Genomic DNA, 13,481 nt, shown 5'->3' with positions numbered 1-13,481 from the left:
ACAATGAGAAGTCATCGACATGGATGTGAAAGGTCATCAGCTCAAGACGCTGGCGGGCACCCTGTGCCTGGCATTTGCCGCCAGCCAGCCCCTCACGGCTCGCGCCGTCTACCAGGACAGCGGTCGCCTGGGCGACGCCAGCAGTTGGCGTTCCGCCGAATACCAGCAGGACTGGGGGCTGGCGCGCATGCAGGCGGACCAGGCCTATGCCGCCGGGATCACCGGCGCCGGGGTGAAGATCGGCGCCCTGGATTCGGGTTTCGATAGCCGCCACCCCGAAGCCAGCCCCGAGCGCTATCACCCGGTGACCGCCAATGGCCAGTACCTGGACGGCAGCCCCTTCAGTGTCAGCGGTGTGCTCAATGGCGCCAACGACAGCCATGGCACCCATGTCACCGGCACCATGGGCGCGGCCCGTGATGGCAACGGCATGCACGGGGTGGCCTTCGAGGCCCAGGTGTATGTGGGCAACACCAATCACAACGACGGCTTTTTGTTCGGCCCGGCCCCCGACTCGCGCTACTTTCACGCGGTGTACGGCGCGCTGGCGGATGCCGGGGTGCGGGCGATCAACAACAGCTGGGGCAGCCAGCCCAAGGATGTCAGCTACCAGACCCTGGACGGGTTGCGCGCGGCCTATGCCCAGCATTTCCAGCAGGACACCTGGCTCGATGCCGCTGCCGAAGTGTCGCGGCGCGGGGTGATCAATGTGTTCAGCGCCGGCAACAGCGGCTATGCCAATGCCAGCGTGCGCGCGGCGCTGCCGTATTTTCAGCCGGAGCTGGAAGGCCACTGGCTGGCGGTCTCGGGCCTGGACAAGTTCAACCAGCAGAAATACAACCAGTGCGGCATCGCCAAGTACTGGTGCCTGGCGACCCCGGGCGCGGCCATTACCAGCACGGTGCCGGGGGGCGGTTACGCCACCTATAACGGCACCTCGATGGCCGCGCCCCATGCCACCGGGGCCCTGGCCCTGGTGATGCAGCGCTATCCCTACCTGGACAACCAGCAGGCCCTGCAGGTGCTGCTGACCACCTCGCGCCAGCTCGACGGTACGCCGACCCAGGCGCCTTCGAGCCGGGTGGGCTGGGGCGTGCCCGATCTGGGCCGGGCGCTGCACGGGCCGGGGCAGTTGCTGGGCGAATTGCGGGTCAACCTGGGGGCCGGGCAGGGTGATACCTGGAGCAACGGCATCTCCGATCAGGCCCTGGTGCAGCGCCAGGCCGAAGACGCCGCCGAGCACCTGGCCTGGCAGCAGACCCTTAGGGACCGCGGCTGGGAGCAGGGCTTGCCCTCTAGTGCCAGCCAGCAGGAGCGCAGCGACTATGCCCTGGGCATGGCCCGGGATGCCGCGGCGGCGCTGCGGGTGTATCAGGGCAGCCTGGTCAAGTCCGGCGCCGGCTGGCTGCTGCTGGGTGGCGACAGCAGCTACCGCGGCCCGACCCGGGTCAATGGCGGCCTGCTGGCGGTCAACGGCCGCTTGCAGTCGGCGGTGACGGTGAATGCCGGTGGCACCCTGGGTGGTTCCGGGCAAGTCGCCGGGCTCACCGTCAACGCGGGCGGGCAAGTGGCGCCGGGCAATTCCATCGGCACCTTGAACGTGGCCGGCAATGTGGATTTCCAGCCCGGCTCCAGCTACCGGGTGGAACTGTCGCCCAGCGCCAGCGACCGGATTGTCGCCAGCGGCCAGGCCCGCCTGGATGGCGCCACTGTGCAACTGCTGCCCGAGCCACGGGGCAATGTGCTGGATCAGCGCCAGGTGCCGAGCCTGGTGGGGCGCCAGTTCGACATTCTGCAAGCCGCCGGCGGGGTGCTCGGACGCTTTGCCAGTGTCGAGCCGGGCTATCTGTTTCTCGACGGCAACCTGGGTTATTCCGCCAGCGGCGTGCAATTGGCGTTGCAGCGCGGCGCCACCTTCGACAGCGTCGGTGCCAGCCCCAACCAGCGTTCGGCAGGCGCCGCCATCGAGCAGTTGGGGGCGGGCAACGCGGTGTATGAAAGCCTGTTGCTGCTGACCTCGGCAGCCCAGGCCCAGGGCGCCTTGCGCCAGTTGTCCGGAGAGGTTTACCCAGCCCTGGACTCGCTGCTGGTGAGCCAGGGCTCGGTGCTGCGCGATGCCTTGGGCGAGCGCCTGCAAGCCCCGGGGCTGAATGCCCCGCAGCCCGAGGGTGAAGGGCCCAGGCTGTGGCTCAAGGGCCTGGGCAACTGGGGGCGGATCGAAGGCACGGATGGCAGCCAAACCTATACCAGCTCCCTGGGCGGGGTGCTGGCGGGCGCCGAGAGCGATATCGACCCGCAAACCCGCCTCGGCCTGGCCGCCGGCTACAGCGACAGCTCGCTGCATATGGGCGGCGGCAGTGCCGCCCGGGCCGAGGTCGACAGCTATCACCTGGGGGCCTATGCCAAGCATGACCTGGACGCGCTGCGCCTGAGCCTGGGCGGCAGCTACAGCTGGCACCGCGGCGAAGTGCGCCGCGACCTCGACTATGGCGCCGGCAGCGGCCGGCAGAAGGCCCGGGTCGAGGCTCGCAGCCAGCAGCTGTTCGTCGAAGCCGCCTATGGCCTGGAACGGCCGGCGCTGCGCCTGGAGCCCTTCGCCAACCTGGCCTATGTGCACCTGGACCGCGATGGCTTCGATGAAAAGGGCAATGCCGCGGCCCTTAGCGCCAATAAAGAGCAGCGCGATGCCTGGCTCGGCACCCTGGGCCTGCGCGGTCGCCAGCAGTTGCGCCTCGCTAGCGGGCAGCCCCTGGAACTGGCCGCGAGTCTTGGCTGGCAGCACCGCCTGAGCAGCGCCCAGGCCGGCGAGCGGCTGTCCTTTGCCGACAGTACCCAGAGTTTTGACGTCAGCAGCGCACCGGCCCTGCGCGATGCTGCGCTGGTGGGCGGCCAGGCGCGCCTGGGGCTGGCCCGCGACCTGGAATTGAGCCTGGACTACCAGGGGCGCCTGGCCAGTCGCGAACAACAACATGGCGTCGGACTCAACCTGCAGTGGCGCTTTTGAGGTGCCCCTGCAACCTGAGGGCGGGGCACGGAGCCCGCCCGGGATTTTTGTCAACACAACTAAGGAAGGTCGGAGTGAAGCAAGACAAACGCAAGGATGGTGGCTTGAGTGGTCCCAATGTGCTGCGCAGCCCATTGGGCCGGGCGGTGCTCGGCGGCATGGCGCTGATTGGCAGTGTGCAGGCCGCGCCCTATGTGGAGAGCGGGCGCCAGGGGGATGCCAGCAGTTGGCGCAGCGCCGAGTTCAAGGCCGATTGGGGGCTGGGGGCGATTCATGCCGACAGCGCCTATGCCGCCGGCTACAGCGGCAAGGGGGTCAAGCTGGGGATCTTCGACCAGCCGGTGTATGCCCGGCACCCGGAGTTCGCCGGTACGGGCAAGATCGTGACCCTGGTCACCAGCGGCATTCGCCAGTACGACGACCCCTATATTCATGTAAAGGCCGGCGAGGCTTTTCGCTATGACGGCAGCCCCTCGGTGGGTTCGGACGGCAAGCTTGGCTCCCACGGCACCCACGTCGGCGGTATCGCCGCCGGTAACCGCGACGGCGTGTCGATGCACGGGGTGGCTTTCGATGCGCAGATCATCAGCGCCGACAACGGCGACCCCGGCCCCGAGGACGGCATCATCCTCGGCAACGACGGTGCGGTGTACAAGGCCGGCTGGGACGGGCTGGTGGCCAGCGGCGCGCGAATCATCAACAACAGCTGGGGCATCGGCATCACCGATCGCTTTGCCAAGGGCGGGCGCGACCCGGCCTTCCCGCACTTCACGGTGGGCGATGCCCAGGCCCAGTTCAGCCAGATCCAGCCGCTGCTCGGCAGCCTGCCGGGTGGTGCCTACGATGGCGCCATCGCCGCCGCCCGCAGCGGCGTGCTGACGATTTTCGCCGCCGGCAACGACTACAACCTGAACAACCCCGATGCCATTGCCGGGCTCGGCTACTTCGTGCCGGAGATCGCCCCCAACTGGCTGACGGTCTCGGCCTTGCAGCAGAACCCCGATACCAGCAGCGCCACGCCCTATGTAATCAGCACCTTTTCCTCGCGCTGCGGCTACACCGCAAGCTTTTGCGTGTCGGCGCCCGGCACCAAGATCTACAGCGCGGTGATCGGCGGCACCAACCTCGACAACATGACCCTGGGTTATGCCAACAAGAACGGCACCTCGATGGCCGCGCCCCATGCTGCCGGGGCTGCGGCGGTGCTGATGGAGCGCTTCCCCTACATGAACGGCGCGCAGATCGCCAGCGTGCTGCGCACCACGGCCACCGACCTGGGCGCCCCCGGCATCGATGCGCTGTACGGCTGGGGCATGATCGACCTGGCCAAGGGCATTCGCGGGCCGGGCATGCTGGTGACCGAGCAGGACATCCCCGCGGAGTTTCGTATCCAGGGGGGCTATGGCTCGGGCCAGTTCATCGCCGACCTGCCGGGTTACGGCGCACTGCTGGATGCCGGCAAGCCGACCCAGCGCCGCTGCAACGACCTGAGCTGCGTGCTGGATCTGTGGAGCAACGACATCAGCGGCCATGGCGGCCTGACCAAGCAGGGGGTTGGCACCCTGGTGCTCAGCGGCGCCAACACCTACTCCGGGCCGACCCTGGTCAATCAGGGGCGGTTGGCGGTCAACGGTTCCCTGGCCTCCACGGTGACGGTGAATGCCGGCGGGATCCTCGGCGGCACCGGGCGCATCGGCGGGCTGACTGCCAATGCCGGGTCGATCGTTGCCCCGGGCAACTCCATCGGCACCTTGCATGTGGCCTCCGATGTGACCTTCCTGCCGGGCTCGACCTATGCGGTGGAAGTCTCCCCCAGCGGCAGCGACCGCCTGGTCAGCGACGGCCAGGTGAACCTGGGCGGCGCCAGCCTGGCCCTGGAGCTGGAAAACCCCGGGCTGTCGCTGAATGGGTCGCGGGTGCCGAGCCTGCTGGGCCGGCAACTGGATATTGTCGATGCGGCCAATGGCGTGCAGGGCAGCTTCGGTCCGCTGCTGTCCAACTCGCTGTTCCTCGGCGGCAACCTGAGCTACGGCAGCAACGGCGTGCAGTTGGCGGTGGCGCGCAATGCCACGAGTTTCGGCAGCGTCGCGGCGACTCCCAACCAACAGGCGGTGGCGGCCGCCGCAGACCAACTGGGGGCCGGCGATGCGCTGTATGAAAGCCTGCTGCTGGCGGCCAGTGCGGTTAGCGCGCAACAGGCCTTCGAGCAGTTGTCCGGGGAAATTCACCCGGCCATCGGCAGCCTGCTGATCAACGACAGTCGTTACCTGCGCGACGCCGTGGGCGAGCGCCTGCGTTCGCCGGCCACGCCTGGCGCCGAGGGCGCGGAGCAGGGGCTGTGGGTCAAGGCCCTGGGTGCCTGGGGCAAGGCCGACGGCAACCATGACCAGGCCCGTTACAGCAGCTCGATTGGCGGGCTGCTGCTGGGGGTCGACGGCCAGCTGGACGAAGACACCCGCCTCGGGCTGTTCAGCGGCTACAGCGACAGCTCCCTGAGCATGGGCGATGGCCGGCATTCCTCGGCCAGCATCGACAGCTACCACCTGGGTGCCTATGTCGGGCAGCAGCAGGAACAGCTGCGCCTGAGCCTGGGCGGCGCCTACAGCTGGCACCGCATCGACAGCAAGCGCGAGCTGTATTTCGACGGGCAGAGTGATCGGCAGAAGAGCAAGCGCGATGCCCGCAGCCTGCAAGTGTTCGGCGAAGCGGCCTGGCGCCTGGAGCAGCAACCCCTGGCCCTGGAACCGTTCGCCAGCCTGGCCTATGTGCATGTGGCCAGCGACAGCTTCAAGGAACATGGCGGCGCCACCTCGCTCAAGGGCTCAGCCGACAACCGCGAGGCCTGGCTCTCGACCCTCGGCATGCGCGTCGGCAAGCAGTTGCAACTGTCCAGCGGGCCGGCCCTGGAGCTGTCGGCCAGCCTGGGCTGGCAGCACAACCTGAGTGCCACCGGTTCCGAGCAGCACCTGGCGTTCGCCAGCGGCGGGCCGGACTACAAGGTCCAGAGCCTGTCCCTGGACCGCGACGCCGCGGTGCTCGGCGCCCGGGCCGGCATGGCCGTGGGGCACGGTGCCCGGGTCAATCTGGATTACAACGGCCTGCTCGGCAGTCGCGAGCAGGATCACGGGGTCGGCCTGACCCTGGACTGGGCGTTCTAACGCCCGGGCAACGGATGTGCAAGGTGTTGTAAGGCGTCCTCCGGGCTCGGCGACGGGCTCGGGGGGCAGCAGCTGTCTCTGACAAATTCAACAAAAGAGAGGCAATACCATGGGTGTCTATGACTACAAGAACTTCAACGCCGCCGAGTCCAAGGCGCTGTTCGCCGATGCGCTGGCGATCACGTTGTATTCCTACCACAACCTCGACAACGGCTTTGCCGAGGGCTACCAGCACAATGGCTTCGGCCTCGGCTTGCCGGCAACCCTGGTCACGGCGCTGATCGGCAGCAGCGATTCCCAGGGGGTGATCCCCGGCATTCCCTGGAACCCGGATTCGGAAAAGGCCGCCAAGCAGGCGCTGAACCAGGCTGGCTGGTCCACTATCAGCGCCCAGCAGCTGGGCTACAGCGGCAAGGTGGATGCCCGGGGGACCTTCTTCGGCGAAACCGCCGGTTATGAAACGGCCCAGGTGGAGATCGTCGGCAAGTACGATGCCCAGGGCCACCTGAGCTCCATCGGCATTGCTTTTCGCGGCACCAGCGGGCCGCGGGAATCGGTGATCGGCGACACCATCGGCGATCTGATCAACGACGTGCTGGCGGCCCTGGGCCCCAAGGACTACGCCAAGAACTACGCCGGCGAAGCCTTCGGCAAGCTGCTGGGCAATGTCGCCGCCTTTGCCCAGGCCAATGGCCTGTCGGGCAAGGACATCCTGGTCAGCGGCCACAGCCTGGGGGGCCTGGCGGTGAACAGTCTGGCCGACCTCAGCAGCGGGCGCTGGTCGGGGTTCTACAAGGACGCCAACTACATCGCCTATGCCTCGCCGACCCAGAGCGCCAGCGACAAGGTGCTGAATATCGGCTATGAAAACGATCCGGTGTTCCGTGCCCTGGACGGCTCCACCTTCAACCCGTCGACGCTCCTGGTGCACGATGCCCACCAGGCTTCGGCGACCAACAATATCGTCAGCTTCAACGACCATTACGCCTCGGATGTATGGAACGCGCTGCCGTTCTCGATCCTCAATATCCCCACCTGGATCTCCCACCTGCCCACCGGCTACGGCGATGGCCTGACCCGGGTGCTGGACTCGAAGTTCTACGACTTCACCAGCAAGGACTCGACCATCATAGTCGCCAACCTGTCGGACCCGGCCCGGGCCACGACCTGGGTCCAGGACTTGAACCGCAATGCCGAAACCCACAAGGGCAGCACCTTTATCATCGGCAGCAACGGCGACGACCTGATCCAGGGCGGACGCGGCAACGACTACCTGGAAGGCCGCGATGGCAACGACACCTTCCGCGACGACGGTGGCTACAACATCATCCTCGGCGGCAAGGGCCACAACACCCTGGACCTGCAGCATTCGATCAAGGACTACAGCTTCGCCAACGACGGCGCCGGCACCCTGTATGTGCGCGACGCCAATGGCGGGATCAGCATCACCCGGGATATCGGCGCGATCCAGAGCAAGGAGCCGGGGCTGCTCTGGGGCCTGTTCAAGGACGATGTGATCCACCAGGTTGGCGCCAAGGGCTTGCAGGTGGGCGGGCAGTCGACGGCTTATGTCGCTTCGGCCAAGGGCAGTGGCGCTGACGATCTGCTCAAGGCCCAGGCCAAGGGCGAGTGGCTGTTCGGCCTGGACGGTAACGATCACCTGGTGGGCAAGCTGGGCAACCATGTGTTCGTCGGCGGTGCCGGCAACGACCTGATGGAGGCGGCGGGGGGCAACAACAGCTTCCTGTTCAATGGCCATTTTGGCCAGGACCGCATCGTCGGTTACCAGAATGGCGACAAGCTGGTGTTCATGGGGGTAACGGGGGTATTGCCTGATCAGGACTTCCGGGCCCACGCCAGCAGCCACGGCAATGACACCGTGCTGACCTTCGGCCAGGACTCGGTGACCCTGGTGGGCGTCAGCCTGGGGCAACTCAACGGTTCAGGCATCGTTCTCGCCTGATGCTATGCGGCGCGGGGCCCGCAATGGGCTCCGCGCTGGTTCGGTTTGTGACCTGTCGGTCGCGCTCTGGCTCCAATAGGGGTAAAACCCGGGCCCGGTCACCCGTTATCAAGGGATCGGGCCGTTATCCAGGCAAGGACAGGAGAGTTTTGACAGTGAGTAACAGTAAGAGGTATGCGAGCGGATTGATGCTGGCCCTGTGGGGAGCCATGGTCTCGGCCGATACGCTGCCTCACCGCTCGATTTTGCAACGTTACGGGGTCACCCCGGAGCAGTTGCCGGCCTGGCCGCCGGCCTCAGAGCAGAAGCAGGCGCCGGAGCCGGAGCCCTATCGTTTCAGTTTCGACGCCGAAGACAGCCAGGCGCCGGTCGGCCCTGGGAATAGCGCAACGCCACACCTGTTCAGCGAGCTGGATGACATTCGGCAGTTGAAGGAATGCCAGAGGATTCGTGCCGAACTGCAGCGGCGCGGCAAGTCCCAGAGCATCTACTGTCAGCCGGGGCAGGGGCCCTTTCCCTGGTCCCACTGAGTTTGGGGCTTGAATCACTTTTCCTTGCGCACCGTGGCCACATCGTCGGACTTGACCCGGATAGTCTTGCCGGAAATGTCCTGGAACTCATAGAAGCCATCGGCGCTGTGGGTCTTGGGCATGTCCCGGGTCAGGTACTGGGTGCCGTTCTGCAGCGTCACCACGGTGGGCGAAGCGCAACCGGCCAGGGCCAGCAGGCTGGTGGTGGCCAGCAGCAGTCCGAGTTTCTTCACATTCATAAGAGACCTCTCGTCAATGGGGTGTCCAGATGGCGGCGGACACTATAATCCTGGGCTCTTGGTGTAGTGAAGACGACGAAAGTTCGCCAGGTAATTGTAAAATTCTTCCGCTGGCCATTTATCCAATAGTGTTTGCCAGGGCAGGGCATGGGCTGTTATCTGTACGCATAACCAGTACTCACCCAGTTGTGGCGCCTTTCTCCCGTGACTTCCGACCCCCGCGAAAACCCCCTCTATTACCTGCACAATTTCCAGCAAGTGCTGCTCTGGCTCGAGCAGCGCTACGCCGATGTGCTGAGCGCCGAGGAGCAGCGTTTTATCGCCGACTTCGGCGCTGTGCCCCAGGCCTCCCAGGCGCTGCTGGTACGCATGGTGATGCGCAAGGGGCGGCATTTTCGCCTGAGCAAGCTCAACTACGGGGAAATTGGCGACAGCGCCCGGGCCTTGGCGCCACTGCTGGCCTTGGGCTGGGTCGAGGAGCAGGCGCCGCTGGCCCTGGAGGAGCTGTTCGGCCTGCTGCAAAAGGCCGAGATCCTGCACAGCTTCGCCACCCATGAACTGCCGGCCAAGGCCCGCAAGGAGCAGTGGCTGGAGCTGCTGGCGGCCGAGGAACCGGCGCCGCGGGCCTTCGCCCAGTGGTGCCCGCAGCTTCCCGACCGGTTGCTGAGCCTGACCCTGATGACCCTGTGCGATCGCCTGCGGCTGATGTTCTTCGGCAACCTGTACCAGGACTGGTCGGAGTTCGTGCTTGCCGACCTGGGCATCTACAGCTACGAGCAGGTGGAGATCAGCGCCGATGCCCGCGCACTGTGCAGCCGCGAGGACCTGGACGGCTTCTGCTACCTGCACCAGTGCCAGGAGGCTTTCGAGGCCGGCGTGCCGCTGACGGATATCTGGCCCCAGGTCGCCGCTTTCGCCAGCGCCAACCCCTGGCTGCACAAGCGTCGCGACAAGCTGCTGTTCCTGCTGGGCCAGCATGGCGAACGCCTGGGGGATCTGCCGTTGGCGCGCAGCCTCTACCAGCAGTGCGCCTATCCCGGCGCGCGGCTGCGGCTGATCCGCGTGCTGGAGTTGAGCGATGAAGTGCAGGCCGCCCTGGCCCTGGCCGAACAGGCCGCCGCCGCGCCGCAGAGCGCCGCCGAGGCCCAGCAGTTGCTGCGGGTCATGCCGCGGTTGCGGCGCAAGCTGGGCGGGCCGCCGCAGCCACGAGCCAGCCATCGCGAGGTGCAGCGGCTCGACCTGTGCCTGCCCCGCGACCCCGACGGGCAGTCGGTGGAAGCGCTGGTGCAGGCCCATCTGCAGCAGCCTGGCGGGCCGGTGCACTATGTGGAGAACGGCCTGATCAATTCACTGTTCGGCCTGCTGTGCTGGCCGGCGATCTTTGCGCCCTTGCCAGGGGCCTTTTTCCACCCGTTCCAGCGCGGGCCGGTGGACCTGTTGAGCGAGGATTTCCATGAGCGGCGCAGCGCGCTGTTCCAGGCCTGCCTGGCGGAACTGGAAGACGGTCGCTACCGCACCAGCATCCGCCAGCGCTTCGCGGCCAAGTGGGGGCTGCAATCGCCGTTCGTGTTCTGGAACCTGCTCAGCGAAGAGCTGCTGGAGCAGGCCCTGGACTGCCTGCCGGCGGAGCATCTGCGCCACTGGTTCCAGCGCTTGCTGCTGGATATCAAGGCTAACCGCGCCGGCATGCCGGACCTGATCCAGTTCTGGCCGGCGCAAAAGACCTACCGCATGATCGAGGTCAAGGGGCCGGGGGACCGGCTGCAGGACAACCAGTTGCGCTGGCTGGACTTCTGCCAGGAGCACCGCATGCCGGTGACGGTGTGCTACGTGCAATGGCAGGACCCGCTGGCGTGAGTTACCGCATTGCAGTGCGTGCCCTGTGCGAGTTCAGCGCCAAGTGCGGCGACCTGGACCTGCGCTTCACCCCCTCGCCCAGCGCCCAGGAAGGCATGCTCGGCCACCGCACCGTGGCCGCCCGGCGCAACCCCGGCTACCAGACGGAAGTGGCCCTGGAAGGCCAGTACGGCGAGCTGCTGGTCAGGGGCCGGGCGGACGGCTACGACCCGGCGCAGAACCTGCTGGAAGAGATCAAGACCTATCGCGGCGACCTGGCGCGCATGCCCGACAATCATCGGCAATTGCACTGGGCCCAGGCCAAGGTCTATGGCTGGTTGCTGTGCCAGAGCCTGGGGTTGGCCAGCCTGCGGCTGTCGCTGGTGTATTTCGAGGTGTCCAGCGAAGCGGAAACTGCCCTGGTGGAGGAGCACAGCGCCGAGGCCCTGCAGGCGTTCTTCAACCAGCAGTGCGCGCTGTTCCTGCACTGGGCGCAGCAGGAAATGCGCCATCGCGCAGCCCGGGACCAGGCCACGCAGAGGCTGGTGTTTCCCCATCAGACCTTTCGCGATGGCCAACGGCAGTTGGCCGAGGCGGTGTACAAGGCGGTCAGCACCGGCCGCTGCCTGCTGGCCCAGGCCCCCACCGGCATTGGCAAGACCCTGGGCACGATCTTCCCGATGCTCAAGGCCATGGTTCCGCAGCAGTTGGACAAGTTGTTGTTTCTCACCGCCAAGACCCCGGGCCGGCAACTGGCCCTGGATGCGGCCCGGGTGTTGTTCGCTGATGAGCCTGCGCTGCCGTTGCGGGTGCTGGAACTGGTGGCCCGGGACAAGGCTTGCGAGCATCCGCAACTGGCTTGTCATGGTGAATCCTGCCCGCTGGCCCGGGGCTTCTACCAGCGCTTGCCGGCGGCGCGCGAGCAGGCCAGCCAGGTGCCGCTGCTGGATCGCCAGGCCCTGCGCCAGGTGGCCCTGGAACATCAGGTCTGCCCTTATTATCTGAGCCAGGAGATGGCCCGCTGGAGCGACTTGCTGGTGGCCGACTACAACTACTACTTCGATTTCAGCGCCTTGCTGTTCGGCCTGGCCCAGGCCAACCAGTGGCAGTTGGCGGTGCTGGTGGACGAGGCCCACAACCTGGTGGAGCGCGGGCGCGGCATGTACAGCGCCAGCCTCGACCAGCAGGGCCTGGCCACGGTGCGCAAGGGCGCGCCCCAGGCCCTCAAGGGCACGCTGCAACGGCTGAACCGCGAATGGAATGCCCTGCAACAGGCGCAGCAGGCGGCGTATCAGGCCTATGACTGCTTGCCCACGGCCTTCCTGCGTGCCTTGACCCTGTGCATCAGCCGCCTGGGGGACTATTTCAACGAGCAGCCCCAGGGCCTGGACAGTGGCTTGCAGGGGCTGTACTTCGAACTGCTGCAATTTGCCCGGGTGGCGGAGCTGTTCGAGGCGCGGCAGTTCATCTTCGATATCGGCAAGCGCTCACTGAATGCCAGCCGCAGCCTGTCGCGCCTGAGCCTGCGCAACGTGGTGCCGGCGGCCTTGCTGGCGCCGCGGCTGGCGGCGGCGCGCAGCACGGTGCTGTTTTCCGCCACCCTCAACCCCTGGCATTACTACCTCGATCTGTTGGGATTGCCGGCCAACAGCGTGTGCCTGGAAGTGCAGTCGCCGTTCGCCGCGACCCAGCTGGAGGTACAGATCGTCAGCCGCATTTCCACCCGCTATGTGCATCGCCAAGCATCGCTGGCGCCCATCGTCGAGTTGATGGCCCGGCAGTACGCGGCGCGGCCGGGCAACTACCTGGCGTTTTTCAGCAGCTTCGAATACTTGCAGCAGGTGGCCGAGCTGCTGGCCCGCGAGCATCCGCAGATCCCCCGGTGGTTGCAGTCGCGGGGCATGGACGAGGCTTCGCGCCAGGCCTTTCTCCAGCAGTTTCGCGCCGAGGGGCAGGGCATAGGTTTCGCCGTGCTCGGCGGTGCCTTCGGTGAGGGTATCGACCTGCCGGGCTCGCGCTTGATCGGTGCCTTTGTCGCCACCCTGGGGCTGCCCCAGCTCAACCCGCTGAACGAGCAGATCAAGCAGCGCATGGCCGCGCTGTTTGGCGCAGGTTACGACTACACCTACCTGTACCCCGGGTTGCAGAAGGTGGTGCAAGCGGCCGGGCGGGTGATTCGCAGCCAGAGCGATCGTGGGGTGCTGATGCTGATCGACGATCGTTTTGCCGAACCCCGGGTGCGCCAGTTGCTGCCCCGCTGGTGGGCCATCGACAGCACGGCAGGGTGATGGGTAGGGGGCGGCACCGGCGCCTGGGCGCCGGGCGCGGGGGTCAGTTTGCCTGGCGGCGCACGAAGCGGCGCAGGGTCTGGCCCGGGCCGGTGCGGAACTGAGTCGGGCGTGGCTGGCCCTCGTCGGCGGCGATAAACACGAACTCGTCGTCGGTCAATTCGTAGCTGGCGGGCAGGGCCTTGCCGGCGTCCTCACCCACGGCGTCGACCCAGGTGATGGCCTTGGGCGTGCTGCTGCTGTCGAGGGTGAAGCTGCCCCGCAGCAGGGTTTCGCCGGCCACCGTGACCACGCGAAATTGCTCGCCCTCGATAAAGGTCAGGGCACCCGGCGCGCTGTGCTGGTCCGGTGGGTTGAGCACGCCGTTGTCTTCCATGCCAATCTGCTCCCAGGCCCCTTGCAGGCGTTGCAGTTCCAGCAGGTTGGCAGCATTGGGCGAGGACGAAGTATCCATTTCCGACAG

8 protein-coding genes are annotated in these 13,481 nt (G+C 66.6%); 6 read left to right on the top strand and 2 right to left on the bottom strand.

The window, feature by feature from the left end; translation table 11 throughout:
* The first annotated feature begins 19 nt into the window (after positions 1-19).
* The 4 genes from J4P02_RS01905 to J4P02_RS01890 all read left to right on the top strand — a co-directional run bounded on the left by J4P02_RS01905 (position 20) and on the right by J4P02_RS01890 (position 8,655).
* On the top strand, positions 20-3,004 hold the full coding sequence (locus J4P02_RS01905) for an autotransporter domain-containing protein (protein ID WP_426187208.1): 2,985 nt from the start codon (positions 20-22) through the stop codon (positions 3,002-3,004).
* A 158-nt stretch (positions 3,005-3,162) separates the two neighbouring features.
* Positions 3,163-6,162, top strand: coding sequence for an autotransporter domain-containing protein (locus tag J4P02_RS01900; RefSeq protein WP_426187705.1), 3,000 nt, complete (start codon positions 3,163-3,165; stop codon positions 6,160-6,162).
* A 109-nt stretch (positions 6,163-6,271) separates the two neighbouring features.
* Positions 6,272-8,125 carry a polyurethane esterase gene (locus J4P02_RS01895; RefSeq protein ID WP_426187206.1) on the top strand — a complete coding sequence of 618 codons (1,854 nt, stop codon included), beginning with the start codon at positions 6,272-6,274 and terminating at the stop codon, positions 8,123-8,125.
* A 188-nt stretch (positions 8,126-8,313) separates the two neighbouring features.
* Positions 8,314-8,655, top strand: coding sequence for a hypothetical protein (locus J4P02_RS01890; RefSeq protein ID WP_426187204.1), 342 nt, complete (start codon positions 8,314-8,316; stop codon positions 8,653-8,655).
* Positions 8,656-8,669: 14 nt separating this feature from the next.
* Here the strand turns inward: J4P02_RS01890 and J4P02_RS01885 are convergent, their stop codons facing one another.
* A complete protein-coding gene (locus J4P02_RS01885) occupies positions 8,670-8,894 on the bottom strand; it encodes a YgdI/YgdR family lipoprotein (protein ID WP_426187202.1) in 225 nt (74 codons plus the stop codon).
* Between the two features lie 204 nt (positions 8,895-9,098).
* Here J4P02_RS01885 and J4P02_RS01880 point away from each other — a divergent pair, with 204 nt between their 5' ends.
* Positions 9,099-10,751: a VRR-NUC domain-containing protein gene (locus J4P02_RS01880; RefSeq protein WP_426187200.1), complete on the top strand. Its 1,653-nt coding sequence runs from the start codon at positions 9,099-9,101 to the stop codon at positions 10,749-10,751.
* Positions 10,748-13,018, top strand: coding sequence for an ATP-dependent DNA helicase (locus tag J4P02_RS01875; protein ID WP_426187198.1), 2,271 nt, complete (start codon positions 10,748-10,750; stop codon positions 13,016-13,018). Before J4P02_RS01880 ends, J4P02_RS01875 begins: the two co-directional genes overlap by 4 nt.
* Before the next feature lie 43 nt (positions 13,019-13,061).
* On the opposite strand, the gene J4P02_RS01870 is transcribed toward J4P02_RS01875, so the two are convergent.
* Positions 13,062-13,472, bottom strand: coding sequence for a TIGR03067 domain-containing protein (locus tag J4P02_RS01870; protein ID WP_426187196.1), 411 nt, complete (start codon positions 13,470-13,472; stop codon positions 13,062-13,064).
* Positions 13,473-13,481: the final 9 nt, after the last annotated feature.

It is taken from the genome of Pseudomonas sp. NFXW11 (assembly GCF_049887815.1).
In the GTDB taxonomy this organism is placed as follows: domain Bacteria; phylum Pseudomonadota; class Gammaproteobacteria; order Pseudomonadales; family Pseudomonadaceae; genus Aquipseudomonas.
Note: the sequence above shows the minus strand (reverse complement) of the source record. Positions and strands in the feature narration are given on the sequence as shown.

Bases quoted from the DNA above. Each gene is read 5' to 3' on its own strand.
- J4P02_RS01885 (WP_426187202.1), bottom strand. From the start codon at position 8,894: ATGAATGTGAAGAAACTCGGACTGCTGCTGGCCACCACCAGCCTGCTG.
- J4P02_RS01870 (WP_426187196.1), bottom strand. From the start codon at position 13,472: ATGGATACTTCGTCCTCGCCCAATGCTGCCAACCTGCTGGAACTGCAA.
- J4P02_RS01900 (WP_426187705.1), top strand. From the start codon at position 3,163: ATGGCGCTGATTGGCAGTGTGCAGGCCGCGCCCTATGTGGAGAGCGGG.
- J4P02_RS01905 (WP_426187208.1), top strand. From the start codon at position 20: ATGGATGTGAAAGGTCATCAGCTCAAGACGCTGGCGGGCACCCTGTGC.
- J4P02_RS01895 (WP_426187206.1), top strand. From the start codon at position 6,272: ATGGGTGTCTATGACTACAAGAACTTCAACGCCGCCGAGTCCAAGGCG.
- J4P02_RS01890 (WP_426187204.1), top strand. From the start codon at position 8,314: ATGCTGGCCCTGTGGGGAGCCATGGTCTCGGCCGATACGCTGCCTCAC.